This window comes from Allobosea sp. RIT-PG3_2 (assembly GCF_057321085.1).
In genome coordinates this window covers 768,171-793,392 of the sequence record NZ_JBXWCA010000001.1, presented here as the reverse complement: position 1 = coordinate 793,392, position 25,222 = coordinate 768,171, and the positions used below count along the sequence as shown (strand labels likewise).

Annotated in this window: 25 protein-coding genes; 11 read left to right on the top strand and 14 right to left on the bottom strand. The window is 66.4% G+C overall.

The window, feature by feature from the left end; all coding sequences use genetic code 11:
* The first annotated feature begins 87 nt into the window (after positions 1-87).
* On the top strand, positions 88-2,334 hold the full coding sequence (parC, locus tag AC2FAN_RS03585; protein ID WP_265052797.1) for a DNA topoisomerase IV subunit A: 2,247 nt from the start codon (positions 88-90) through the stop codon (positions 2,332-2,334).
* Positions 2,335-2,510: 176 nt separating this feature from the next.
* On the opposite strand, the gene AC2FAN_RS03580 is transcribed toward parC, so the two are convergent.
* The 8 genes from AC2FAN_RS03580 to AC2FAN_RS03545 all read right to left on the bottom strand — a co-directional run bounded on the left by AC2FAN_RS03580 (position 2,511) and on the right by AC2FAN_RS03545 (position 9,405).
* Complete coding sequence (locus AC2FAN_RS03580; RefSeq protein ID WP_485172735.1) at positions 2,511-3,104, bottom strand: outer membrane protein; 594 nt, start codon at positions 3,102-3,104, stop codon at positions 2,511-2,513.
* A gap of 90 nt (positions 3,105-3,194) precedes the next feature.
* The gene (locus tag AC2FAN_RS03575; RefSeq protein ID WP_485172734.1) at positions 3,195-4,220 is read right to left on the bottom strand and encodes a DUF2336 domain-containing protein; all 1,026 of its coding nucleotides are present in this window, start codon (positions 4,218-4,220) and stop codon (positions 3,195-3,197) included.
* A 154-nt stretch (positions 4,221-4,374) separates the two neighbouring features.
* Positions 4,375-5,736 carry a PepSY-associated TM helix domain-containing protein gene (locus AC2FAN_RS03570; RefSeq protein ID WP_485172733.1) on the bottom strand — a complete coding sequence of 454 codons (1,362 nt, stop codon included), beginning with the start codon at positions 5,734-5,736 and terminating at the stop codon, positions 4,375-4,377.
* Between the two features lie 35 nt (positions 5,737-5,771).
* Positions 5,772-6,161 (bottom strand): hypothetical protein, encoded by a 390-nt coding sequence (locus AC2FAN_RS03565; RefSeq protein ID WP_485172732.1) that lies wholly within the window; start codon positions 6,159-6,161, stop codon positions 5,772-5,774.
* A gap of 61 nt (positions 6,162-6,222) precedes the next feature.
* A complete protein-coding gene (locus tag AC2FAN_RS03560; RefSeq protein WP_476806745.1) occupies positions 6,223-7,422 on the bottom strand; it encodes a UxaA family hydrolase in 1,200 nt (399 codons plus the stop codon).
* Positions 7,419-7,730 carry a UxaA family hydrolase gene (locus AC2FAN_RS03555; protein ID WP_265052803.1) on the bottom strand — a complete coding sequence of 104 codons (312 nt, stop codon included), beginning with the start codon at positions 7,728-7,730 and terminating at the stop codon, positions 7,419-7,421. Before AC2FAN_RS03555 ends, AC2FAN_RS03560 begins: the two co-directional genes overlap by 4 nt.
* Before the next feature lie 150 nt (positions 7,731-7,880).
* Complete coding sequence (locus tag AC2FAN_RS03550) at positions 7,881-8,528, bottom strand: RraA family protein (protein WP_485172731.1); 648 nt, start codon at positions 8,526-8,528, stop codon at positions 7,881-7,883.
* 112 nt (positions 8,529-8,640) lie between these two features.
* A complete protein-coding gene (locus tag AC2FAN_RS03545; protein WP_265052805.1) occupies positions 8,641-9,405 on the bottom strand; it encodes an arginyltransferase in 765 nt (254 codons plus the stop codon).
* Positions 9,406-9,561: 156 nt separating this feature from the next.
* Here AC2FAN_RS03545 and AC2FAN_RS03540 point away from each other — a divergent pair, with 156 nt between their 5' ends.
* On the top strand, positions 9,562-10,392 hold the full coding sequence (locus AC2FAN_RS03540; protein ID WP_265052806.1) for a class I SAM-dependent methyltransferase: 831 nt from the start codon (positions 9,562-9,564) through the stop codon (positions 10,390-10,392).
* 5 nt (positions 10,393-10,397) lie between these two features.
* Here AC2FAN_RS03540 and AC2FAN_RS03535 read toward each other — a convergent pair whose 3' ends face one another.
* The 5 genes from AC2FAN_RS03535 to hemB all read right to left on the bottom strand — a co-directional run bounded on the left by AC2FAN_RS03535 (position 10,398) and on the right by hemB (position 15,322).
* The gene (locus AC2FAN_RS03535; protein WP_265052807.1) at positions 10,398-10,871 is read right to left on the bottom strand and encodes an RDD family protein; all 474 of its coding nucleotides are present in this window, start codon (positions 10,869-10,871) and stop codon (positions 10,398-10,400) included.
* Positions 10,872-10,928: 57 nt separating this feature from the next.
* Positions 10,929-12,173: a threonine ammonia-lyase gene (locus AC2FAN_RS03530; RefSeq protein ID WP_265052808.1), complete on the bottom strand. Its 1,245-nt coding sequence runs from the start codon at positions 12,171-12,173 to the stop codon at positions 10,929-10,931.
* Positions 12,174-12,200: 27 nt separating this feature from the next.
* The gene (locus tag AC2FAN_RS03525; RefSeq protein ID WP_485172730.1) at positions 12,201-13,541 is read right to left on the bottom strand and encodes a branched-chain amino acid ABC transporter permease; all 1,341 of its coding nucleotides are present in this window, start codon (positions 13,539-13,541) and stop codon (positions 12,201-12,203) included.
* A 104-nt stretch (positions 13,542-13,645) separates the two neighbouring features.
* Positions 13,646-14,161, bottom strand: a complete 516-nt coding sequence (locus tag AC2FAN_RS03520; RefSeq protein ID WP_485172729.1) for a 2'-5' RNA ligase family protein — start codon at positions 14,159-14,161, stop codon at positions 13,646-13,648.
* Positions 14,162-14,263: 102 nt separating this feature from the next.
* Positions 14,264-15,322: a porphobilinogen synthase gene (gene hemB, locus AC2FAN_RS03515; RefSeq protein WP_485172728.1), complete on the bottom strand. Its 1,059-nt coding sequence runs from the start codon at positions 15,320-15,322 to the stop codon at positions 14,264-14,266.
* A 248-nt stretch (positions 15,323-15,570) separates the two neighbouring features.
* Here hemB and AC2FAN_RS03510 point away from each other — a divergent pair, with 248 nt between their 5' ends.
* The 4 genes from AC2FAN_RS03510 to AC2FAN_RS03495 all read left to right on the top strand — a co-directional run bounded on the left by AC2FAN_RS03510 (position 15,571) and on the right by AC2FAN_RS03495 (position 19,509).
* Positions 15,571-16,626 carry an enoyl-CoA hydratase/isomerase family protein gene (locus tag AC2FAN_RS03510; protein WP_485172727.1) on the top strand — a complete coding sequence of 352 codons (1,056 nt, stop codon included), beginning with the start codon at positions 15,571-15,573 and terminating at the stop codon, positions 16,624-16,626.
* Between the two features lie 2 nt (positions 16,627-16,628).
* The gene (locus AC2FAN_RS03505; RefSeq protein WP_265052813.1) at positions 16,629-17,069 is read left to right on the top strand and encodes a DUF6163 family protein; all 441 of its coding nucleotides are present in this window, start codon (positions 16,629-16,631) and stop codon (positions 17,067-17,069) included.
* A gap of 369 nt (positions 17,070-17,438) precedes the next feature.
* The gene (gene ldtR / locus AC2FAN_RS03500) at positions 17,439-17,951 is read left to right on the top strand and encodes a transcriptional regulator LdtR (protein WP_265052814.1); all 513 of its coding nucleotides are present in this window, start codon (positions 17,439-17,441) and stop codon (positions 17,949-17,951) included.
* A 313-nt stretch (positions 17,952-18,264) separates the two neighbouring features.
* A complete protein-coding gene (locus AC2FAN_RS03495) occupies positions 18,265-19,509 on the top strand; it encodes a L,D-transpeptidase family protein (RefSeq protein WP_265052815.1) in 1,245 nt (414 codons plus the stop codon).
* A gap of 153 nt (positions 19,510-19,662) precedes the next feature.
* Here AC2FAN_RS03495 and AC2FAN_RS03490 read toward each other — a convergent pair whose 3' ends face one another.
* Positions 19,663-20,874: an MFS transporter gene (locus AC2FAN_RS03490; RefSeq protein ID WP_485172726.1), complete on the bottom strand. Its 1,212-nt coding sequence runs from the start codon at positions 20,872-20,874 to the stop codon at positions 19,663-19,665.
* Positions 20,875-20,942: 68 nt separating this feature from the next.
* Here AC2FAN_RS03490 and AC2FAN_RS03485 point away from each other — a divergent pair, with 68 nt between their 5' ends.
* From AC2FAN_RS03485 to AC2FAN_RS03465, 5 genes are all read left to right on the top strand, one after another.
* A complete protein-coding gene (locus AC2FAN_RS03485) occupies positions 20,943-21,410 on the top strand; it encodes a helix-turn-helix domain-containing protein (RefSeq protein ID WP_485172725.1) in 468 nt (155 codons plus the stop codon).
* A 119-nt stretch (positions 21,411-21,529) separates the two neighbouring features.
* On the top strand, positions 21,530-22,828 hold the full coding sequence (gene glyA / locus AC2FAN_RS03480; RefSeq protein ID WP_485172724.1) for a serine hydroxymethyltransferase: 1,299 nt from the start codon (positions 21,530-21,532) through the stop codon (positions 22,826-22,828).
* 39 nt (positions 22,829-22,867) lie between these two features.
* A complete protein-coding gene (nrdR, locus tag AC2FAN_RS03475) occupies positions 22,868-23,362 on the top strand; it encodes a transcriptional regulator NrdR (protein WP_265052819.1) in 495 nt (164 codons plus the stop codon).
* 85 nt (positions 23,363-23,447) lie between these two features.
* Positions 23,448-24,545 carry a bifunctional diaminohydroxyphosphoribosylaminopyrimidine deaminase/5-amino-6-(5-phosphoribosylamino)uracil reductase RibD gene (gene ribD, locus AC2FAN_RS03470; protein WP_485172723.1) on the top strand — a complete coding sequence of 366 codons (1,098 nt, stop codon included), beginning with the start codon at positions 23,448-23,450 and terminating at the stop codon, positions 24,543-24,545.
* Positions 24,545-25,192: a riboflavin synthase gene (locus AC2FAN_RS03465; RefSeq protein ID WP_476806734.1), complete on the top strand. Its 648-nt coding sequence runs from the start codon at positions 24,545-24,547 to the stop codon at positions 25,190-25,192. The genes ribD and AC2FAN_RS03465 overlap by 1 nt, the downstream gene beginning before the upstream one ends.
* The last annotated feature ends 30 nt before the right edge of the window (positions 25,193-25,222 follow it).

Here is a 25,222-nt window from a genome sequence, read left to right as displayed (position 1 = left end):
GCTCGTACCTGCATTGTTCTGGCGGGCTGATTCGTGCTGTGCCATAGAGCATCACGCGAATTTCGACGAGACGAGGGCTGACGAAGCATGGGCAAACCGGTCGATCCGCCGCCGGAGGACGAATCCGAGCGCATCGATCTGAAATCGGCGCTCGAAGAGCGCTATCTCGCCTATGCGCTCTCCACCATCATGCACCGCGCCCTGCCGGACGCGCGCGACGGGCTGAAGCCGGTCCACCGCCGCATCCTGCACGCCATGCGGCTGCTCCGGCTCGATCCGGGCCAGGTCCACAAGAAATGCGCCCGCATCGTCGGCGACGTCATCGGCAAGTTCCACCCGCATGGCGACCAGTCGGTCTACGACGCGCTGGTGCGCCTCGCGCAGGATTTCGCCCAGCGCTACCCGCTCGTCGACGGCCAGGGCAATTTCGGCAATATCGACGGCGATAACGCCGCCGCCTACCGCTACACCGAAGCGCGCATGACCGAGGTCGCGCGCCTGCTCCTCGACGGCATCGACGAGGATGCGGTCGATTTCCGCGAGACCTATAACGGCGAGGACGAGGAGCCGGTCGTGCTCCCGGCGGCCTTCCCGAACCTGCTCGCGAACGGTTCGCAGGGCATCGCGGTCGGCATGGCGACCTCGATCCCGCCGCACAACGCCGCCGAACTCTGCGACGCAGCGCTCTATCTGATCCAGCATCCGGAGACCTCCTCCGAACAGCTGATGACCTTCGTGCCGGGCCCGGATTTCCCGACCGGCGGCATCATCGTCGAGACCCGCGCCTCGATGGCGGAGACCTATCGCACCGGGCGCGGCGCCTTCCGCACTCGCGCGCGCTGGATGAAGGAGGATCTAGAGCGAGGTGCCTGGCAGGTCGTCGTCACCGAAATCCCCTACATGGTCTCGAAGGGCCGGCTGATCGAGAAGATCGCCGAACTGCTCAACGACAAGAAGCTGCCGCTGGTCGCCGATCTGCGCGACGAGTCGGCCGAGGACATCCGCATCGTCATCGAGCCTCGCGCCCGCAACGTCGATGCCAACCTGATGATGGAATCGCTCTTCCGGCTCTCGGAGCTGGAAGCTCGCATTCCGATGAACATGAACGTGCTGACCGGCGGGTTGGTGCCGCGCGTGCTTGGTCTCTCCGAAGCCTTGCGTGCCTGGCTGGACCATCGCCGCGACGTGCTGCTGCGGCGCTCGCGCTTCCGGCTCGGCCAGATCGAGAAGCGTCTCGAAATCCTGCGCGGCCTGCTGATCGTCTATCTCGATCTCGATCGCGTCATCAAGATCATCCGCGAGGAGGACGAGCCGAAGATCGAGCTGATGCGCTATTTCGAGCTCAGCGAGGTCCAGGCCAACGCCATCCTCGACACGCGCCTGCGCGCCTTGCGCAAGCTCGAGGAGATGCAGCTCAAGACCGAGCTCGACGAATTGACCAAGGAGAAGGAGCAGATCGAAGGTCTGCTCGCCTCCGAGGTGACGCAGTGGAAGACCATCGCCTGGGACATCCGCCAGGTGAAGAAGACCTTCGGCCCGGAAACGGTGATCGGCAAGCGGCGCACCGATTTCGCCGATATGCCCGAGACGACCGACATCGACCTGACCCAGGCCATGGTCGAGCGCGAGCCGGTCACGGTGGTCATCTCGAAGAAGGGCTGGATCCGCGCGCTGAAGGGCCATGTCCAGGATCGCTCCAGCTTCTCCTTCAAGGGCGACGACGCGCTCCAGACGGCCTTCTTCACCGAGACGACGGCAAAGGTGCTGGTGCTTGCCTCGAACGGCAAGGTCTTCACGCTCGACGCCTCCAAGCTGCCGGGCGGCCGCGGCTTCGGCGATCCGATCCGCCTGATGATCGAGCTGGAGGAGGCGGCCGAGATCGTCTCGGCTTTCGCCTACAAGCCGGGCTCCAAGCTGCTGATGGTGACCAGCGAGGGCAGGGGCTTCGTCGCGCCGGCCGACGATGTCGTCGCCAACACCCGCAAGGGCCGTCAGGTGCTCAATGTCGACGGCAAGGCGGTCGCGGTGCTGGCGGTTCCTGCGGAGGGCGACCATGTCGCGATCATCGGCGAGAACCGCAAGCTGCTCTGCTTCCCGATCTCGGAAGTGGCGGAGATGGGACGCGGCAAGGGCGTTCGCCTGCAGCGCTACAAGGATGGCGGCCTGTCCGACGCCAGGACCTTCAACCTCGCCGACGGCCTCACCTGGCTCGACACCTCCGGCCGGACCTGGACCGTGACGCAGGCCGATCTGCTGGAATGGCTCGGCCATCGCGCCGAAGCAGGCCGCCTGCCGCCCAAGGGCTTCCCGAAGAGCAATACGTTCGGGGGGTAGGCGCGGAGTACGACGAGGCGTCATGCTCGGGCTCTACCCGAGTATCTCTGGAAGGAGAGGCGCCTCATTCGGGAAGAGATTCTCGGGTCGCCGCTGCGCTTTGCCCGAGAATGACGCAAGATCAAGGCTTTGCGCGGCGTTCCGGAATCACCTCCGCAGTCGCCTGAATCGAATCCTCAGCGGATCGCCTGGCCGAAGACACCCACCTCGACGCCGAGCGTGATCTTGTCGGTTACGGCCCATTCCACCCCGGCGCGCGCTTCCGGGCGCACGGCGATGTCGCTGCGGCTGAAGGGGGCCGAGAAGTCGGTCGCGCCATAGCGCCAGGTCTCGTTGGCGGCGCTCACGCCGACCTTGGTGTAGAGCAGCACGTCCGGCGTCACCAGCACACCTGTCTTGATCTGGAAGGCGCCGGCGAAGTCGCGCGTGTAGGCGGCGTTGCCGAAGCTCGGATAGCCGTAGCCGCCGATCGCGGGGGCGTAGTCGATCGCGCCGATGATGCCGTAGACGAAATTGCCCTCGCGCCGCATCGTCCCGGCCTCGAGCCCGAAGGTCGGCCCGGCGCTGGTGCGCATGTGCTTCGAGCTGGTCACCTGGAAGCCCGACGAGATACGGGCATAGGAACCTTCCCATTTCGGCGAGAGACTCGGCTCGTCCCAGGCGAAGGAGGGTACGGCGGCGAAGCCGGTTAGGGGCAGGAAGGTTTGCGCCTCTGCCGCGCCGGTGAAGAAGATCGAAAGCGCCGCAGCGGAAAGAAGCGGAAATCTCACGTCGAAGCCATCCTCGCGCAGAAGCGCCCTGCGGGAAGCTAGCATGAGGCGGGTCGAATGTCGCGGTTTTGTGGCGCGGCCACGGGTGGCTCAGGCGATCTTCGTCCTGAGCTTGAGGAAGCGCAGCGTCCGTTCCGCCGTTGCGAGATCGAGCTTGGCGTAGGCGTCGACATCGTCGTCGATGTCGCGCGACGAGAAGTAGAGCCGCCGCGCGCGCAATTGCAGGATGGCGCGGAAGGCCGTGGTGCCGATCCCGAGCGCGCGGCAGGTGACGGCGATGCCACTGGCATCCCGCTGCATCAGCACGCGCAGCGCCTGCTCGATCGAGATGTCGGATATCTGCGCCAGAACCTGCGCGAGATGGTAGGCGCGATCCTCGTCGGCCAGCATGGTGAGCACGTCGTCGACCTCGCGGACCTTCGCCGCAAGGTCGGAGAGCAGGAGCTTGACCTCGAGGCGCTGCTGGCGCGCCTGCCGGGCAAGCGAGACAGCTTCCTCCGTCGCGTTGGCGCTCGGGGCAGGTCCATCGGCGAACTGCTCGACGATCCGCAGCACGCGTTGCGCCCGGTTCGGTGCGAGGTCTGAGCGGCGGGCGAGAGCGCCGGTGACAGCGGCGTCGTTACTCCCACGCTCGAGCAACCGGTCGAAGCCGCGATCCGAGAAGGCGGCGCCCTCATTGGCGCTGACGGTGTGCAACACCTTCTGGTCGCCGCGTTCGACGAGGATGTCCGTGACGCCTTCGGAGAGACGGGCGCGCTCGGCGATGGCGACGAGGTGCTGCTGCGACTGGCTCACCGCGATGGCGGCGAGGTCGGTGTCCGTCAGCACAGGCGAAAGGGTCAGGACGAGCCGGGCGACCTCCGCATTGCTGTCGCCGCCGAGCGTGACCGCGACGTTATGCGGCAGCGTCGGCATGCTCGCCACGCGGTCGGCATAGCCCTTGCGCTCGTCGTCGCCGAGATGGGGAAGCGAACTCGTCGCGATCTCCCCATAGTGATCCTTGACGGTGTCGCTGGGTTCCTGATCGAGCAGGAACAAATCCGTGACGGCATGAAGCAACTGCCGGCGCGAATCCGACGACATGTCGGCCGGCATCCGGGTCAGGTTACGCAACATGAAGGCCCCCACGGCAAAGCAGCGACGGCACCATGCCCGAACCAGCTTGATTTACTCTTAAGGCAACAGGCTCGTTTTCTGGACAGCGGGATGGTGATGCCCCGCCGTCCAGCCCGTGGTGTACGCGCCGGCTCCTGACAGCCAGTCTTCCAGGTTATGCACCTATAGGTTGCGTACTTCGTATCAAGAGGTGATCGATCAGGGCCATCGCGATCAGCGACGCTCCGACCAGCGGGAAGACGAGCCCCCCGACCGCGAGCAGGCCGACGACAATGCGCAGCGTCCCCCTCTCCGCCGGCAGCGGCGGGACACCGAGCGAGCCCTGGGGCCGCCGCTTCCACCACATCACCAGAGCCGAGACAGCCAGCAGGATGATCGCGAAGCAGACCGCTAGCATCAGAAGCTGGTTCGCCAGACCGAATTCCTGGCCCATATGGACGTTGACGCCCCATTCCAGCGCCTTGCCGAGCGGTCCGTAGTCGGAAAAGCCCATGTCGATCAGCGGCTTGCCGCTGTATTGATCCAGATGGATCACCCGCTGGAACGCCATGTCCTTCGGGTAGACCGAGCCCGTATAGACGCCGGCCGGACCGCTCGGGAGATTGACGGCATAACCCCGCTTCAGCCCGAGGCGATCGAAGGTCGCGATGGCAGCATCGAGATCGATCGGCTCGCCTCTGGCGCCTGCCGATTCCGGCATCCTGGCCTGTTCGAGCGACCATGGGGTCGGCCCGGCATGGGCGAGGTGCTCGTCGGACATCGGCACGGCGACGCGGACACCGGCCGGATAGCCGAAATTGTGGCCATTGGCCCATTGGTTGACCTTGGCTCCCCAGAGCACCGACCAGGGCATGCCGGTGATAGCGAGGAACAGGATGAAGCCGCCGGCGACGAGCCCTGTCACGGCATGGAGATCGCGCCAGAACACACGCTGGCGCGGCTTGCCGCGCACGGTGACGACACCGCCGCGCTGCTTGCGAGGCCACCACAGGTACAGGCCGGTGAGCACGAGCAATATCGCCCAGCCGCCGACGATCTCGATGATGCCGTTCGCGATCGGCCCGAAATAGGCGAGGCTGTGCAATTGACGGATCACCCACATCACCGTGCCGCGATCGGGGATCTGGCCGAGGACGCGGCCGTCATAGGGGTCGACATAGACCACCATCCGCGTCCCGGCAGCATCGCGCAGGGTGACCTCGGCCGAAGCGGTCGCGGTCTCCGGCGGCACGTATTTCACGGGCTTGCCGGGGAAGGCCTTCACGGCCTGCGCCACGATCTCGCTGGGCGGGAGCTCACCCGTCATGCGGGCCTCGACCTGCTTGACGTCGCGATGGATCAGGCCGTCGATCTCGGCCCGGAACAGGTAAAGCCCGCCCGTCACGGCCAGCAGGATGAGGAAGGGCAGGGTGATCAGCCCGGCATAGAAATGCCAGCGCCAGACGGCGCGATAGAGAGATGCGGCTTGCCGGCCCGCGCGCTCGGGCGCGGCCGTAGCCGTGGAAACGGTTGTCATGGAAAATTCCTGGTCTGAGCTGAAGGGGAAGGGCTTCAGGCCAGGGAAGGGGGAGCGCGGGCGCCGAGCGGATAGCCATGCGCTGCGGGAGCCAAGTCGGAAGCCGCCCGTCGAATGGGGACGATGTGCGGCGCCGGCTCTCGCCTGGGGATCGCGAAGGGCACTGCGGGCGGCGGCAGCGCAGTCGCAGCCGACAGACAGAGACTCGCGCAGCAATCGGGCAGCCTGCCGCCGCTGCTATCCGGAGCAGGCTCCGCCGGGGCGGTTTGGCCGGGCGCGCAAAGCGGATGCAGCAGAGTGGGCGAAGGCTGCGCCGATATCCCGGCGGCGAGCGCCGCGAGCGTCGTCTGCAGAACGAGGACATAGACGGCCAGCAGCGCGATGGCGCTCCTGTGCCAGTTCGTCCGTCCTGTCGTCCCCTTCATGCAGAAGCGCTTAGCCGATCCGTCGGGCCGGCGGAAGCGCGCAGCGTGACGCGGCCTTCTGTCAGGCTGCCGGCAGGCAGGCCGGACCGAGCGGCTCGAAGCTCTTATAGGTCAGGATGAATTCCTGATGTCCGAGTTCTTCGGACTTGGTCTTGCCGCCCTGGCCGAGCGAGACGACGAGGTCGCGAATCTCGGTGCCGACTTCGTCGAGGCCGGCACGGCCTTCGAGGATGCGCCCGGCATCGATGTCCATATCCTCCGACATCCGGCGATAGGTCTCGGGATTGGCGCAGATCTTCACCACCGGCGAGATCGCCGATCCCACGACCGAGCCACGGCCGGTGACGAACAGCACGCAATGCGCCCCGCAGGCGATCAGCTCCGCGATCTCGGCATTGTCGTTGATGTTGGGGAAGCCGAAGCGGACCTCGCCATCCGGCACGACGTCGAGCAGGTAGAGCCCGCCATGCGGCGGCACGTCGCCGGGCTTGATCAGGCCGGAGATCGGCGATGCCCCCGATTTGGCGTAGGCGCCCATCGATTTCTCTTCGATGGTCGAGAGCCCGCCCTCGGCATTGCCGGCCGCGAAGGAGCCGTAGCCCAGCGTCGCATAGTAGCGCGCCGCCTTGGCGACCGACTTCTCAAGCTCGATGCCGAGCTCGGGCGTGACCGCGCGCGCCGCCATGATGTGCTCGCAGCCGATCAACTCGCCGGTTTCCTCGAAGATGCAGGCGGCGCCCTCCGAGATGAGCTGGTCGAAGGCGCGCCCGGCAGCAGGGTTGCCGGTGATGCCGGAGGTGCCGTCCGAGCCGCCGCAGACCGTGCCCACGACGAGCTCCGACACCGCCATCGGCACCGTCTCCTGCGTGTCGAGCGCGATGCGCTGCTCCTCGACCCAGGCGCGGCCTTCGCGGATCGAGGCGCGCGTGCCGCCTGTGCCCTGGATGATGATAGTCTTGACCGGCCGGCCGGTGGCGCGCACTGCCCGCTCCAGCGCGTATTTGTTGAAGCTCTCGCACCCCAGCGAGACCAGCAGCACGGCGCCGACATTCGGATGGGTGCAGAGTTGCTCCATCATCCGCTCCGCATAGGGGTTCGGATAGCACCCGGGGAAGCCGATGGCGTGGACGCCTTCCTCGCGCCAGGGCAGTGCGATCTCGCGCGCGACATGATGGGCGCACTCGACGAGATAGGCGACCGCGACGGTATTGCGGATGCCCTTGCGCCCGTCGGACCGGAGATAGCCGCGCATCTCGCTCATGCCGAAGCTCCCTTGCGCTCGTCTTCCAAATGATAGGTCGGCGTGTAGTCGCTTCGCATGTTGTGGACATGGACATGCGCGCCGGCGGCGATCGCCTCGGTCGCCACGCCGATCGGCGCGCCGTATTTCAGGATCTTCTCGCCGGCCGCTATGGCGCGGCGGGCGATCTTGTGAGCGAGCGCGATATCACGGTCGAGCGCTGCCGGGCCCGAGCCGGTCTCGACCGTCTCGCCGGCCTTGAATCGCACCCGCGCGACGAGGACATTGTCGCGCGGATCGAGCAGGATGAGGCGCGGATCGTGGGACATGGCGTCCTTTCCCTCTGGTCGTCATCCCGGACAAGCCGCCTTGGCGGCGCTGATCCGGGATCCAAGCCTGAACCTCTGCCAGCCGCGCTCCGGCATGGATCCCGGGCCTCCCTTCGGTCGCCCGGGATGACGGCGCGGTTGGATTGTCTTTCAGAACTTGCCGTACTGCAGATAGGCCTTTTGCGGATCGGTGCCGGCCAGGATCGCGGTGCGGACCTTGTTCTCGGCCGAGATCGCGGTCTCCGACTTCTCCAGAACCTCTTCGATGATCTCGGCGGGAATGCGGACGACACCGTCGCGGTCGGCCAGGATGTAGTCGCCGGGGCGGATCCAGACATCGCCGATCTTGATCGGCTCGTCGACCGCCTTCGGCAGCCAGGCACCGACGATGTCGCGCGGGGTATAGGCCTTGAAATAGGCCTGGAAGCCCATCTCGACCATGAACTCGGTATCGCGCGACAGGCCGTCGATGACGCAGCCGCGCACGCCCTTGTTCTTCAGCGTTTCCGCCGAAAGTTCGCCCATCAGCGCGATCTCGTTGGTGTTCGGCTGGCAGACCCAGACATGGCCGGCCTTGGCGGCCGACAGCAGGCCGGTCCAGCCCAGCAGCGTCTCATGCGCGTCGAATTCCCCGGTCTTGCCCTCCACCGTGAAGGCGGGGCCGGCAAGCTTCTGGCCCGGCAGGAGCGGGCGCAATTCCGGCGGCAGCACGAAATCCTTCAGCCCCATCGCCCGCATCGTGTCGTGGATGATGCCGGTGTAGCAACGCTCCAGCCGCTGCGTCAGGTCTTCGCTCATGTTTCCTCCGGCGGGCCTTATCGCGGCGGGTTTGCCGCGCTGGCCGTTGGCGGCACAGTGCCGGGAGGGAGGGGGCGTCGCAAGCGCGTTTTCCGCGCGTCGCTGATGCGTTTCAATCGGTTGAATCGGCGCGGTCGACGCGCTCCCAGCCCTGCGGCATCAAACGCTCCTGCGGCAGGAAGCGGGCCTTGTAGGCCATCTTGGGCGAGCCTTCGACCCAGTAGCCGAGATAGACATAGGGCAGGCCGAGCCGCCGGGCGCGGGCGATATGGTCGAGCACCATGAAGGTGCCGAGCGAGCGGGCTTCCAGCCCGGGATCGTAGACCGAATAGACCATGGAGAGCCCATCGCCGAGTGTATCGGTCAATGCCATGGCGAAGAGATCGCCTTCGCCCCGCCCGGTGAAGCCGGAATCGGGACCGCGGCGGCGATACTCGATCAGCTGGGTCTCGACATGAGTGTCCTCGACCATCATCGCGAAGTCGAGCGCCGACATCGTCGCCATTCCGCCATCCGGGTGGCGCTCGTCGAGATAGGAGCGGAACAGCGAGTAGTGCTCGGAGCGCGGCTGCGGCGCCCGGGCCTCGCCGATCAGATCGCTGTTATGCGCCAGCGCCCGGCGGAAGCCGCGCGAATAGCGGAAATCGTCGACGCAGATCCGTACGGAGATGCAGGATCGGCAGATCTCGCAGGCCGGTCGATAGGCGATGCTCTGCGAACGGCGGAAGCCGCCCTGGGACAGCACGTCGTTGAGCTCGCGCGCCCGCGAGCCGACCAGATGCGTGAAGACCTTCCGCTCCTCGCGCCCGGGCAGATAGGGGCACGTGGTCGGGGAGGTCAGATAGAATTGCGGAGCATCCCGCAATGGGCGCGTCACGTCGGCTGGCTCCGGAATAGCTGCGCCGTTCAATGTAACATCGGCTGCGGCGGCAACAAGCTATGACGATGGGGTATGCTACGCTCTGGAGTGATCTTGCAGTCGACATCTTCGCGGCGGCGACTGTGCGGCGAACCGGCGACCCAGGAGTGCGAGATGCCCGGCGAGAAGGTGGCGCTCAGTGGCTCGAAGGAAACGCTCCTGATCACGCTCTGTGCGAAGGCGGGCGAAAGCCGGTTGCCTGATTCGCTGCTGGGAGACCACTTCGCCGCCGAGGCGATGGATCGGATCGACTATGATTTCTCCCGCCTGAAGATCGACCGCGACCTGATGATCGGCGTCGCGCTGCGTGCCCATGTGATCGATGGCTGGACGCGGGACTTCATCGCTCGTCATCCCGAGGCGACCGTGCTGCATCTCGGTTGCGGGCTCGACAGCCGCATCTTCAGGATCGCGCCGCCCGCCGGCATCCGCTGGTTCGACGTCGATTTTCCTGATGTCGTCGCCTTGCGGCAGCGCCTCTATCCGACCTGCGAGAACTACGAATTGGTGGGATCGTCGGTGACCGAGCCCGGCTGGATCGAGGCGGTGCCCCGGGATCGACCGACCTTGGTCGTCGCCGAGGGGCTGCTGCCCTATCTGCAGGCGCAGGACGTGCCGGACCTGCTGGAGCGCGTGATCGGCCATTTCCCGGGCGGCGAGTTGGCTTTCGACGCCTATAGCCGCCTCGGGCTCTCCATGATCGCGTGGCAGCCCTCCGTGCGCTCCACCGGCGCGACATTGCACTGGGCGCTCGACGACCCGCAGGAACTGGTTCGGCAGTTTCCCCAGCTCGAACTCGTCCAGGAGCTGATGGGCTACGGTCCGGACGGACACGACCCGCGCCAGGTTGCGCGCATGTCGCTGCCGGCGCAGGTCGCCGTCCAGTTCTTCGGATGGATTCCCGCGCTGGCGAGGGCCGGCCGCCTGCTGCGCTTCCGCTTCTAGGGTTCTTACGCCCTGACGACGACGAACCCGGTCAGCAGGTCATGACCCATGCGCCGGTCGGCGCGGGCGAAGCCGCAGGCGACGTCGAGAAGCCAGAGCACGAAGGTGCCGGCCGCGACGTAGAACAGCAGCGCATGCACGGCTGCCGCAAGGCCATCCGGCCGGCCGCCATCGGCAGTCTCGACCCTCAAGCCCGCGACGCGCATGCCCCAGGTCGACTGGCGCCGCCCGCCGATCGTCAGCGCGGCATAGCCGAGCGCGGTCGCGACCGTCGCGATCGGGATGAGGAGCCAGGTCGCGCCGAAGGTGACCACGCCAAGGAGGACCAGCAGAAGGAAGACCAGCCAGCCGAGGAAGAACAGCACGACGATGTCGATGAACCAGGCGAACAGCCTTGAGCCGAGAACGCCGCTGACGTTCTGGTAGGGGCGCTGTTCGAGTGCCGTGACCGGCGGCTGGCCGTAGCGGGTGTCGCTCATCGAGACTTCGATCCTCCATCGGCGCGCGAAATGCGTCGCCCGGCGAATAATGTTTGTTCAGCGTGCCGGTTCCGCAAGGCCGCGCGGCAGGATGCGCCGTGGCGCGAAGCCGTTTTTTGCAAGAACGTCCTCGATCGCGCGCGAATGCGCCTCGCCGCGCGTCTCGACGGTGACGTCGAGCGAGACGCCCTTGGCGGGAACGTCGAGGAAGAGTCGGCCATGGCTGACCTCGAGGATGTTGGCGCCCTCGCTGCCCAGCAGGCTCGCGATCTTGCCGAGCAGGCCCGGCCGGTCGTTGCTGGTCAGGCGGAAGGCGACGATGCGGTCCTCGCGCTCCAGCTCGCGCACCATGATCGCGGCAAGCAGGCGGGTGTCGATGTTGCCGCCGCAGAGCACGAGCCCGACCTTGCGCCCGGCATAGCGCTGCGGCTCCTTCAACATCGCGGCGAGCCCCGCCGCGCCGGCGCCTTCTGCCAGACTGTGTTGAAGGCTCGCATAGGCATTGACCGCGCGCTCGATCAGATCCTCTCCGACGAGGACGATATCGCTGACGAGGCTCGATATCACCGGCAGGGTGAGCTGGCCGACGGTCTTGACCGCGATCCCCTCGGCCAGCGTCGGGCCGCCGATCGGGCGGTCCTGCGCATGCACGGCGTTGAAGAAGGAGGGATAGAGATCGGCCTCGACGCCGATCAGCTCGATGCCGGGCTTGATCGCCTTTGCCGCGATGGCATTGCCAGCCATCAGCCCGCCGCCGCCGAGCGGGATGATCAGCACGTCGAGATCGTGCGCGTCGGCCAGCATCTCCTGCGCCACCGTGCCTTGTCCGGCCATGACCGCCGGATCGTCATAGGGGTGGACGAAGACGAGTTGCTCCGCGCCGGCGAGCTCGCGTGCCTTGTGGCCGGATTCGTAGAGCGTCTCGCCGTGGAGCACGACGCGGGCGCCATGGGCGCGGGTATTCTCGACCTTCACCAGCGGTGTCGTCTCGGGCATCACGATCGTCGCCGGGATGCCGAAGCGCTTGGCGTGATAGGCCACGGCTTGTGCATGGTTGCCGGCCGACATGGCGATGACGCCGCGCGCCCGCTCGCTCTCGCTGAGCGTCAGCAGCTTGTTGACCGCGCCGCGTTCCTTGAAGGAGGCGGTCGCCTGCATGTTCTCATGCTTCACCAGCACGGTCGCGCCCGTCAGCTCCGACAGGCGCGGTGCCGGCACCAGCGGCGTGCGCAGCACGTGCCCGGCGATGCGGTTCGCGGCCGTGTCGATATCCTCGGGGGTGATCGCGAAAGCTTCGCTCATGATACGCTCCATCCGGATGTGGTGTCGCTAGACCTGCCGCGGTGTCAGATCGCCATCGCCGAAAAACCCGCCTGGGCGCAAGATCAGGACGATGGCCAGCAGCGAATAGACGGCGAGGTCGCGCTGTTCGATCGGCAAGGTCGACGACCAGGCGGCTTCGAAGACGGCGATGAAGAGGCCGCCCAGCGCCGCGCCGCTGACCGAGCCGATCCCGCCGAGAATCGCGGCGACGAGGGCCTTGAGCCCGAGCGAGAAGCCGCCCGCAAAGCCCATGCCGCCGTAGATCACCGTGACGATAACCCCAGCCATGCCGCAGACCGCGCAGGCGATGATGACGGCGACGTCGTGAACCGCGCGGGCATCGACGCCGAACAGCGCCGCAGTGTGCGCATCGTCCGACACGGCCCGCCAGGCCCGGCCATAGGCCGTGCGCCGGATCAGCGCGACGAGGCCGAGCGCCGTGCCGAGTCCGATGACGGCGAGGGCCAGCGACAGCGGGTTTAAGGTGAGGATGAAATCGCCGGCATGCGCCAGGGGAATCGGCGTGTTGAAGACGGGCGGCAGCCAGCGCATTTCCGGCCCCTGCACCAGCCTGAGATACTCCGACATCGCGATGGCGAGCCCGATGGTGGCGATCAGCATCTGCTGGCCGCTGGCGCGTTCGAGATGGCGCAGCACGAAGCGGCCCATGGCGAAGCCGTGCAGGGCGCAGACGACGATCGCAACGGTGAAGGCGACGGCGAGTCCCGAGAGCGGTGTCGAGATCGCGAGAGAGAGCAGGAGCGCCACGCCGACGACGGAGGACAGCGCGCCCATTGCCGCGAATTCGCCGAAGCTGAGGATGATCCGTCCGGTCAGCCCATAGACGAGAGCATAGGCCGCGGCGAGCAGGCTGTAGATCGCCGCCGAGGGCAGGGCGCTCAAGCCTTGCTGCAGGCCGTAGGCGAGACCGCCCGGAATCGCCGGCAAGTCTTCGGCCGAGGGCGCGGCTGGGTCGGGAGGTGGTTCGGCCCGGTCTTCGAGATAGAAGCGCCGCAGCAGATAGAAGCTGGCATCGGCCATCGGGCGTCCGTCGGAGGCGATGCCGATCATGGCGCCGCGGCCGGGCCCGCTGCCTTCCCCGGCGAAAAGGCAATCGATGCTGCGATGGCGCGATATGCCGTCGCCGAGCTGGACCCGGTAGAGCAGCCTCAGCGCGCGACTGACCGGCCCCTTGGTCGCCCGTTCGATCTCGATGCGGGCATTCGGCGGATTGAGCGGCGGGATCGCCTGCCGGCAGAGCCGCATCTGGTCGGTGTCGAAATCCTCGCCGCACCCCGCGAGGGCGAGCAGGACAACAGCCAGAATCGGCAGGAGGAGCGGGCGCATGTGCCGAGACGGTAGCGCTTGCCCGTGCGCATTGGAACACGAGGCTCAGGCTGCCGGTGCTGTGCATAGTACGGACGATGCCGAAGAGCGTCGGGCTTCGCCTGTCAGCGTCGGAGCGGCAATCTCCGCAACACGCGCACGGGTGGCCAGGAAACGCACTCGACCGTCTCGAATGTCATGCTGAACGGCGCGACCGCTCGTTCGGCGAATCCAAGCGCCAGAGCGCGGCGCTCCGAGGGGATCGACATCGCAAGCGTAAGATGGGGCGTCCATTGCTTCGGTCGATAATGGGGATCGCACAATGTCGAACCGGCTGCTTTGTGCAGCCTGTCATGCATGTCGAGTAGATGCCGATCCGCTCGCGGCGACAGCCAGAGAACAATTGGATCGGTATCGAAAATGCCAATGCGATCGAATGTCAGGGCGAGCCGCTGACCCTCGATAGCTGCGGCGGCTGCGAAAAGCAGGTCCGGAGAAATCTGCTGATATCGGGCGAGCGTGATATGCGGTGGGTATGCCAGCGCCCGGTTCGAGGAAGTCGGCTCAAGCCGGGCGGCTTCGTCGACCAGTTCCCAAAATGGCAGCGCGTCGGACGTCGCGCTTATCGTGATGCCGAACATGGCCGGAGCGACTCGAAAAAGCCTCGACGATTATGGCGGTGCCACGTGCCTTGACGAGGCATAGCCGGAACGAGACGTGCAGGAAAACGAGACGCGTCCCGCTCAGACCGCCGCTTTCAGCTTCTTCGCCACGCGCGGCGCGAAATAGGTCAGCACGCCGTCGGCGCCCGCGCGCTTGAAGGCCATCAGGCTCTCCAGCATCGCCTTTTCGCCATCGAGCCAGCCATTGTTCGCGGCGGCCATGATCATCGCGTACTCGCCGGAGACCTGGTAGGCGAAGGTCGGCACGCGGAAGTGGTCCTTCACCCGCGCCACCACGTCGAGATAGGGCAGGCCGGGCTTGATCATCACCATGTCGGCGCCCTCTTCGAGGTCGAGCATCACCTCGGCGATCGCCTCGTCGGAGTTGGCCGGGTCCATCTGGTAGGTGCGCTTGTCGCCAATGAGGGTGGCGTTGGTGCCGATCGCATCGCGGAACGGGCCGTAGAAGGCCGAGGCGTATTTCGCCGCATAGGCCATGATCTGCACGTCCTCATGGCCGTCGCCATCGAGCGCGGCGCGGATCGCCGCGACACGCCCGTCCATCATGTCGGAGGGCGCGATGACGTCGGCGCCGGCATCGGCGAGCGCCTGTGACTGCTGGACGAGAATATGGACGCTGGCGTCGTTGAGGACACGCTCGCCATCCATGACGCCGTCATGGCCGTGCGAGGTGTAGGGGTCGAGCGCGGCGTCGCAGATGATGCCGATCTGCGGCACCTCGGCCTTGATGGCGCGCACCGCGCGGCACATCAGGTTGTTGATGTTGAGCGCTTCCGAGCCCGTCGGGTCGCGCAGCGCCTTGTCGACGAAGGGGAAGGGCGCGATGGCCGGGATGCCGAGCGCAGCGGCCTCGGCGGCCTGCCGCACGGCCTCCTGGATGTTGAGCCGGTCGACGCCGGGCATCCATTCCACCGGCGTGCGGGCGTCGGAGGAATCCATCAGGAAGATCGGCCAGATCAGGTCGTCCGTCGTCAGCACAGATTCCCGCACCAGCCGGCGCGACCATTCGGCCTTGCGGTTGCGGCGCATGCGGCGGGTGAGCCCGAGCGAAGGCGCCGCAGGCGCCTCGTCCTGGCGGGAACGGGGAAGGGGGAAAGGCCGCACGACCCGGGATTCCATGAAATCTGCCTCGAGCGATGAAAGGTAGGTGACCCGGCTTTCGTCATGCGGGCGAAGTCGGCGATGTCCTCCATACCACATCGGAATAATTCCAAAACAGGGCGCATGGTCGCAAGGCTTGGTCCAGCGCGACGCAACTCTTGCGGTGTCCGTCGGTGCGACGGGGCCAAGGCGGGCTGCCGTTCCGTCGCGTTGACAAGCCTGCCCCCGCCTTCCAGAACCGCAGCCATCGGAAGCGGGATCGGGCCATGACGCAGGACCAGGAGATCATTTGCGAGATCCGCGGCGCCGCCGGCGTGGTGGTGCTCAACCGGCCGAAGGCGCTGAACGCGCTGAGCCTCGGCATGGTCCGCGAGCTCGCCCGCGCGCTCGATGCTTGGGAAGACGATCCGAAGGTCACCCGCGTCGTCGTCATCAGCACCAGCGAGAAGGCCTTCTCCGCCGGGGGCGACATCCGCTGGCTGCATGATTGCGGCAAGGCCGGCCGCTACGACGAGATGCTCGCCTTCTGGGGCGAGGAATACATCCTCAACCACCGCATCAAGACTTACCCGAAGCCCTATGTCGCGCTGATCGACGGCATCGTCATGGGCGGCGGCGTCGGCATTTCCCTGCATGGCAGCCACCGTATCGCCGGTGACCGCTACCTGTTTGCGATGCCGGAGGTCGGCATCGGCTTCTTCCCCGATGTCGGCGCCACCTATGCGCTGCCGCGACTGGCTGACGGCTTCGGCAGTTTCCTCGCGCTGACGGGGGAGCGGATCGGCGCGGCCGATGCGCTCTCGGTCGGGCTCGCGACCCATGGGGTGCCGAGCGAGCGGATGGCGGAACTGGCCGATGCGCTGACGGGCCGTGGCGCGCTCGACGAGATTCTCGCGGCTTTCGCCATGCAGCGCGGACCCGGCCCCCTGCAGGCGGAGCGGACCGTGATCGCCGATGCCTTCGGGGCAAAGGCCTTGCCGGAGGTGATGGAGCGCCTTGGCAAGTCGGCCACGGATCGCAGCGCCTTCGCCGGCAAGCTATCGCAGACGATCGCCGCGAAATCCCCGACGAGCGTCGCCGTCGCCTTCGAGCAGATGCGGCGCGGCGCCGGGCTCGATTTCGCCGAGGCGATGCGCACGGAGTTTCGCATCGTCTCGCGCATCGCGCGCGGCCATGATTTCTACGAGGGTGTGCGCGCCGTGGTGGTCGACAAGGACCAGGCGCCGCGCTGGCAGCCTGCGACGCTCGACGCGGTCAGGCAGGCGGATATCGACGCCTATTTCGCGCCGCTCGGCGCCGACGAACTCAAGCTGGAGGGCTGAGCTTGGGGCTAGGCGGTGACGGCGAGGCCCTGCGCGGGGCGCGGGCTGGCGAGGATGGCGCAAAGCGGCAGGGCCGCTGGCGGCTTCTGCTCGTCTGGTTCCTGCGCCTGCTTTCGGCGTTCTGGCTGGCGAAAGGCCTGACCGCCTGGGCGGTGATCTTCGGCCTCCCCGGCAATCCGCAGCCGCCCTTCGAAAGCCGCCTGCTGAGCTATCAGGCCATCATCGTGTATTTCGCGGTGATCGATCTCGTCGCTGCCGTCGGGCTCTGGCTGACCTCGACCTGGGGCGGCGTGCTCTGGCTGCTGGCCGCGATCAGCCAGATGCTGCTGAGCTTCTTCTTCCCGCGCTTCGTGCCGATGACCGTCTGGCTGATCGCCCTCTATATCGGGTTGATGGCGGTCTACTTCCTGGCGACCTGGGCCGCGGAGAATGAAGCCGAGTAAGTCGACATGAGCGCGCGAACCGCTCCGTCATTCCAAAGCAGGCCGAAGGCCTGAGCCCGGAACCGATGAGCGTCAGCAATGGAGGCGTTGAGGGCGAGCCTTTCCGGGCCGCCCCATTGGTTCTGGATTCCGGGCTCATCGCTGCGCGATGGCTCGCAATGACGTCCTGAGGCCTCTCGATTGCGTCGAGTCATGGTAAGAATCGCTTTAGCTTAAGCGTTTCTGGCTTCACCTACGATTCACCCAAAGCGGTAAATCCCTGATTCATCCTGATATTTAAACTCGTTTTCATCCGCGCCAGCTTATGGTCTTTTTCAGAAGCGGACCAGGAGACAAATCCTGGCCGACACACAACAGGCGGGATATACCATGAAAGCGAGCGTCAAGACTTCAGACGTTGCCAAGACTAGCGACGCCGAACTCAACGTGAAGCCTCTTTATCTTGAGTCTCTCACGCTGGTGGAGCGGCTGCATCGCCGCCTTCTCGATGTCATCAAGGATGAGTTCGAGCGCCGCGGTCGTGACGACGTCAACAGCGTGCAGGCTCTGCTGCTCTACAACATCGGCGACGCCGAGCTCTCCGCCAGCGAGCTCAGGACGCGCGGCTACTATCTCGGCTCGAACGTCTCCTACAACGTCAAGAAGCTGGTCGAGCTGGGCTATCTCCACCATGCCCGCTCGCGCATCGATCGCCGCTCGGTCCGCATCAGCCTCACAGACAAGGGCACGGAAGTGCACGATATCGTGAAGGGCGTCTACGACAAGCACGTCCGCACGGTCGAGCAGATCGGCGGCATCGCGGCCGATGATTTCGAGCGGATGAACAACGCCCTGCTGCGCCTCGAGCGCTTCTGGACCGACCAGATCCGCTACAAGCTCTGAGAAAACCGCGGCTTTCCGCGGTTCTGAAGATCACCTGCCTGTTGCGCGGTCGGGGCACAGCCTCGGCCGCGCCGGCATGATTCCGGCCAAGCGTTCGCCCCAACTGTGGTTTTGTTGCCATGCATCGGGCAAAACCATGCCATGCCCTAAATTCGCCTCTGTCATCACGCCTCGTTAACCGTGCTAGGACACCGTCGTCGGTCATGAGGTTGTTGCGGCAGTCCGCCGCGAACGTCGCCTTTTTGGCGACGTTTTTATGCGGCCTGCCTGCATGTAGTCTTAGAAGAGGCGCGTAGTCTTGAAGAGGGAAGAGATGTCGCAACTGAGCCTGACCCGCCGCGAAACCGTGCTGGCCCTTCTCTCGGGCGCCGCAACGGCCGCTGCAGCCCCGGCGCTCGCCCAGCAGGCCGAGTGGCGCCAGAGCTACGACGCGGGCATGCGCAATGCCGTGTTGCGCTCCTCCACGCCGATGCTGTCGTCCGAGTCGCTGCAGGCGACCGAGGAGGCGATCACGGCCTATCGCGATCTCGCCGCGCGCGGCGGCTGGCCGCAGGTTCAGCTTCCCGATCGCATGAGCGTCGGTGCCAAGGGGCCGGGCGTGGTCGCGTTGCGCCGCCGCCTGATCGTCACCGGCGACCTCGATGCCGCTGCCGGCGACAGCCCGATCTATGATTCCTACGTCGAGGCCGGCGTCCGCCGCTTCCAGTCCCGCGTCGGGCTTTCGACCACCGGCACGATCAACCGCGCGACGGTGGTTGCGCTCAACGTGCCGATCGACCGCCGCATCCGCCAGCTCGAGACCAATGTCGTCCGGCTGCGCAGCTGGTCCGGCAATCTCGGCGGCCGCTATGTCGTCGCCAACATCCCCGCCGCGATGGTGGAGACGGTCGAGAACGGCCATGTCGCGACACGCCACGCCGCCGGCGTCGGCAAGATCGACCGCCAGTCGCCGCTGCTGCAGACCAAGATTCCGGAAATCAATTTCAACCCGACCTGGACGGTTCCCGCCTCGATCATCCGCAAGGATCTGATCCCGAAGATGCGCAAGGAGCCGAGCTACCTCACCGAGAACAAGATCCGCATCATCTCGCCCAATGGCGGCGAGATTTCTCCCGCCAGCGTGAACTGGAATTCGGACGAGGCGACGCGCTACACCTTCCGGCAGGACCCGGGCGGCGACTTCAACTCGCTCGGCTTCGTGCGCATCAACATCCCGAGCCCGCACGGCGTCTACATGCACGACACGCCCTCGAAGGGCATCTTCGGCGACGATTACCGCTTCGTCTCCTCGGGCTGCATGCGCGTGCAGAACGTGCGGGACTATGTCGCCTGGCTGCTGAAGAACACTGCCGGCTGGGATCGCGCCAGGATCGACGAGACCATCCAGTCCGGCCAGCGCGTCAATGCGCGTATTTCCGACCCTGTGTCCTGCTACTGGGTCTATGTCACGGCCTGGGCGACCGCCGATGGCGGCGTGCAGTTCCGCGACGACATCTACAACAAGGACGGCCTCGGCCCCGCGCCGGTCGCGGCTCTGCAGGGCGATCAGGATATCTGAGGCTTCGGCTTTCGCTGCTTCTGGAAAAACCCGCCGGTCTCCGGCGGGTTTTTTGTTGGCGCGGGATATTCGATCCTGACGTCGCGAATATCGCGGCAGGAAACGAGATCGCAGCTTTGGATTTCTATGGCGATCTCACCGATCGCTAGGGCGCTAGCTCTTCTTGCCCATTGATTTCACGCCCGCTGCCAGCCCCGCCGCGATCGCCATCGCAGCCAGAAGCAGAGCGGTGTTCCAGAACAACCCCCGATAGCCATGTGCGGCGATGAGCGGCGTGCTGATCAGCGGAGAGCAGAACTGGCCGATGAAGATCGAGGCGGTCAGGATGCCGCCGGCCAGCCCTCGCGAGGAGGGCGGTGCGAGGTTCAGCGCGATGGCGATAAAGCTCGGCGACACCAGCGCGTAGCCGGCGCCGATCAGCAATGCCGCCGCAAACAACGCCGGAGCCGCCCCCGCGAAGGGCAACAGCGCGAAGCCGATCGCCATCGCGGCATAACCCAGCGTGAAGATGCCGGGATAATCGGTCGCCCGCTGGATTCGCCTATAGAGCAGCGCGAAGCAGCCGCCGGAGATCATGAGCATGCCCAGAACCATGCCGGTCATGACCGCGCTCTCATAACCCTGCACCTCCAGGAAGAACGAGATTTGGGTGGGCATCAGGAAGAAGATCATGTTCGTCGCGGCCTGGAGCAGCACCAGCAGCGCGAGCAGGGCGCGCCAGGACGGATGTCCATCGTGGCCATCCAGCGGTCTACCGCCAATCATCGGCGCGCTGCGGGGCGGATCGGTGATGACCAGCCACATCAAGGGCAGGAAGATCGCGGCGAGTCCGTAGATGGCGAAGGGCAGGCGAGGGGATATCGACGCCACCCAGCCCGCCAGCGAGATGAAGACGAGCCCGCCGAAGTTCCGGGCGGAGATCTGCAAACCCGTCAGCGTGTTGCGGTCGTCCCCGCTGAAATAGTCGCCGACGAGCGCGGTCTGTGCGGTCATGATGAAGGCGACGGCGACGCCGAGGACGAGGCGGCTTGCGAAGATCGACGGCAGGTCCGGCAGGACGAGGCCGGCGCATCCGGCGATGACGAACAGGATGACGCCGGCCAGAAGCATCGCGCGCCGCCCGAATCGGTCCGCCACGATCCCGGCGAATGGCGCGCAGAGTGCGACGCTGAGCGAGGGCGCCGGCACCAGCAGACGCGTCAGCATCGCCGCGTTCGGGTCGCCGGCGAACAGGCGCTCCAGTCCGGGCAGCGCCGGGCTGATCGTCGCATTGGCCATGGTCGTGAGCGAGGCCGCCATCAGCAAGGCGATGGCGCGCGGGTCTTGCCAGATCGGATTTTCTTTCGCTGTGACAACGCTTTCCATGATTTTTCCTCTTGCGGAAATCAACCGTCCAGCAGAGCCTACGAATTCAAGTCGACTTGAGGTCAAGCATGCTGTTGCTGGATATCGGTGAGGTCGCGGAACGCTCCGGCGTGCCGGCCTCGGCCTTGCGCTATTACGAGGAGATCGGCCTGATCCGCTCGGAGGGGCGGCGCGGGTTGCGGCGGCAGTACGATCCCGATGTGCTGCTCAGGCTGTCGCTGATCGGCCTCGGCAAGACCGCGGCCTTCTCGCTCGAGGAGATCGCCGCGATGTTCGGGGCGGACGGGCAGCCGAACATCCCGCGCGAGCAGTTGCGGGCCCGGGCCGACGAATTGCAGCGGCAAATGGTCGGACTGAGGACGTTGCGCGACGCTCTGCGCCATGTTGCCGACTGCCGCGCGCCGACTCACCTGGAATGCCCGACTTTCCGGGCGCTGCTGAAGACGGCCTCGCGCAGACCGCTCGTCTATCACCCGTCCCGACCGGATACGGAGAAGAAACTGCTGCCGACGCGGCGAAAGCCGATAGGTCAATGATGGCGACGGTGGCGTTGCCTGGTCGTGTCCATCTATCGCTTGGACAGCCTCACGGCACATGATAGGGAGCCCGCGACGGAGCCGGGCGCCCACCGGCCGTTGAACTTCAGGAGCCGGACATGACCGAAGCCGCGCTGGACAAGCACCTCTCGAACTCGTTTTTCGGGGCCTCGCTGGCCGATGCAGATCCCGAGATCGCTCGTTCCATCGAGCTGGAGCTCGGTCGTCAGCGCGACGAGATCGAGCTGATCGCCTCGGAGAACATCGTCTCCCGCGCCGTGCTCGAGGCGCAGGGTTCGGTGATGACCAACAAATACGCCGAGGGCTATCCGGGCCGGCGCTATTATGGCGGCTGCCAGTTCGTCGATATCGCCGAGAAGCTCGCCATCGAGCGCGCCTGCCGGCTGTTCGGCTGCAGCTTCGCCAATGTCCAGCCGAATTCGGGCTCCCAGGCCAACCAGGGTGTCTTCATGGCGCTGATGCAGCCGGGCGACACCTTCATGGGTCTCGACCTCGCCGCCGGCGGGCACCTGACCCATGGCGCGCCGGTCAACCAGTCCGGCAAGTGGTTCAACGTCGTCTCCTACGGCGTCTGCGTCGTCGATCAGATCATCGACTATGACGCGATGGAGCGCCTGGCCGTCGAGCATAAGCCGAAGGTGATCGTCGCAGGCGGCTCCGCCTATGCCCGGCACTGGGACTTTGCGCGTTTCCGCGAGATCGCCGACAAGGTCGGCGCTTACTTCATGGTCGATATCGCGCATTTCGCCGGGCTCGTCGCGGGCGGCGCGCATCCCTCGCCGTTCCCGCACGCCCATGTCGTCACCACCACGACCCACAAGACCCTGCGCGGCCCGCGCGGCGGCATGATCCTGACCAATGACGAGGCGCTGGCCAAGAAGATCAATTCGGCGATCTTCCCCGGCATCCAGGGCGGCCCGCTGATGCATGTTATCGCCGCCAAGGCGGTCTCGTTCCTCGAGGCGCTGCAGCCCGAGTTCAAGACCTACGCCCATGCCGTCGTCGCCAACGCCAAGGCGCTGGCCGAGACGCTGAAGTCGAAGGGCTTCGACCTCGTCACCGGCGGCACCGACAACCACCTGATGCTGGTCGACCTGCGCTCCAAGAAGCTGACCGGCAAGGCGGCGGAAGCGGCGCTCGGCCGGGCGCACATCACCTGCAACAAGAACGGCATCCCCTTCGATCCGGAAAAGCCGATGACGACCTCGGGCGTCCGGCTCGGCACCCCGGCCGCGACCTCGCGCGGTTTCGGCATCGCCGAGTTCAAGCAGGTCGGCGAGCTGATCGCCGAGGTGCTCGACGGGCTCAGCCAGAACGGCGAGGAGGGCAACGCCGCCGTCGAGCAGGCCGTCACCGCCAAGGTCAAGGCGCTGACCGCGCGCTTCCCGATCTATTGACGGCGTCTCGAAGGGGCTCTGAGAAAGGTTAGCGGCTGGATGCGCTGTCCCTATTGCGGCTCCCTCGACACGCAGGTGAAGGACTCCCGTCCCACCGACGACCACGCCTCGATCCGCCGCCGCCGGGTCTGCCCCGATTGCGGCGGCCGCTTCACCACCTTCGAGCGCGTGCAGTTGCGTGAGCTCACTGTCGTGAAGCGCTCGGGACGGCGCGCACCCTTCGACCGCGACAAGCTGGAGACCTCGATTGCGCACGCGCTGCGCAAGCGCCCGGTCGCGCCGGAACGCATCGAGCGCATGGTCAATGGCATCGTGCGCCAGCTCGAAAGCTCCGGTGAGGCCGAGATCCAGAGCTCGGCCATCGGCGAGCTGGTGATGGAGGGGCTGAAAGGCCTCGACGACGTCGCCTATGTCCGCTTCGCCTCGGTCTACAAGAATTTCCGCGAGGCCAAGGACTTCGAGGAACTGCTCGGCCAGCTCGGCACGATCGAGGAAGAGGGCGTCTCCGCCCCGCCGCCCCGCGCCGATGACTGATCCCAAGGCGTTTTCGAGCGAAGCGGGGCCCGCTTCGCATCGGGAAAATGCGCCAGAACAAAAACAAGCCGTCGACCGCGCTTTCATGCGTCAGGCGCTCGCCTATGGCGCCCGCGGCCTCGGCACGACCGCGACGAACCCCTCGGTCGGCGCCATCATCACGCGCGACACGCCGGATGGCCCCGTGGTCGTCGCGCGCGGCCATACCCAGCCCGGAGGTCGCCCCCATGGCGAGGCGCATGCCTTCTCGCGGGCGCGCGCGGCCTCGATGGGCGGCACGCTCTACGTCACGCTCGAACCCTGCTCGCATCGCTCGGTGCGCGGCGGCATCCCATGTGTCGAGCACACCATCCTCTCCGGCGTGAAGCGTGTGGTCTCGGCGATGGCCGACCCGAACCCCTTCATCGCCGGGCTCGGCCATGCCCTCCTGCGCACGGCCGGTATCGAGGTCACGGTCGGCGTGCTGGAGGAGGAGGCGCGGCAGGCGCATCGCGGCTATCTCACGCGCATCACGCAGGGACGGCCGATGGTGACCTTCAAGGTCGCCCGGACTGCCGACGGCTATGCCGGCGGGGCAGGGGGCGTTCCGCTCGCCGTATCGAGCCCGGTCGCAGGCGGCTGGGTTCATCTCCAGCGCGCGCATCACGATGTCATCATGCTCGGCATCGGCTCGGTTCTCGCGGACGACCCGCAGCTCACCGTCCGCTTGCCCGGCATGGCGGAGCGATCGCCGATTCGCGTCATCCTCGACACGCATCTGCGCCTGCCGTTGACCTCGAAGCTCGTCCGCACGGCCCATGAGGTCCCCGTCTGGGTGATCGCGGCCGAGACTGCGCCGGTCGATCCGGAGCAGGCGCTTGTCGCGGCCGGCGTAGAGGTCATGCGGGTTTCGATGGCCCCCGACGGCCATCTCGACCTGGGCGAGGCCCTGACGTTGCTCGGCACGCGCGGCATCAACCGCGTTTTCTCCGAAGGCGGGCCGCGTATCGGCGAGAAGCTCGCGCTCGCAGGGCTGGCGGATGAGGTCATCGTCTCGACGTCCCCGAAAACGCTGGGGCAGCCCGGCATCGTTGCCGTGCGTCCGGGGCTTGCCGCTCAGCTTGCCGACCCCGATCTATACGGCCTTGTCGAGACCGGCATGATCGGTCAGGACCGTTTCGAGCATTTCACGAGGAGAGGCTGATGTTCACCGGCATCGTCACCGCCATCGGCGAGGTCGTGGAGGCCGAGCGCAAGGGGCCGAGCCTCAAGCGCCTCGCCATATCCTGCCCCTATGAGGCGGAAGGCATCGCCATCGGCGCCTCGATCGCCTGCGCCGGCGTCTGCCTCACCGTCACCGCGCTGCGTCCCCGCACGGATGGCCAGCCCGGCTGCATCTTTCAGGTGGAAGCCGCGGCCGAGACGTTGGCGAAGACGCTGGTCGGCGAGTGGGAGCCCGGCACGCTGGTCAATCTCGAGCGCTCGCTCAAGGTGGGTGACGAGCTCGGCGGCCATATGGTCGTCGGCCATGTCGACGGTCCCGGCCGCATCCTGAAGATCGATGCGATCGAGCCCGATCCGGACGAGCCCTGGGGCGCGACCGCCCGCTTCCATATCCGCGCGCCGCAGGGGCTGGAGCGCTTCATTGCGACGAAGGGCTCGATCTGCCTCGACGGCACCTCGCTGACCATCAACACGGTCGAGGACGATGTCTTCACCGTGCTGCTGATTCCGCACTCCTTCGCGGTCACCACCTGGGGGCAGCGCAAGGAGGGTGACTCCGTTCATGTCGAGGTCGATCTGATGGCACGGTATGCCGCGCGGCTTGCGGAGGCGCGCCCGCAAGGGTAACCAGCCCGATCACATTCCAAGAAGGATAGA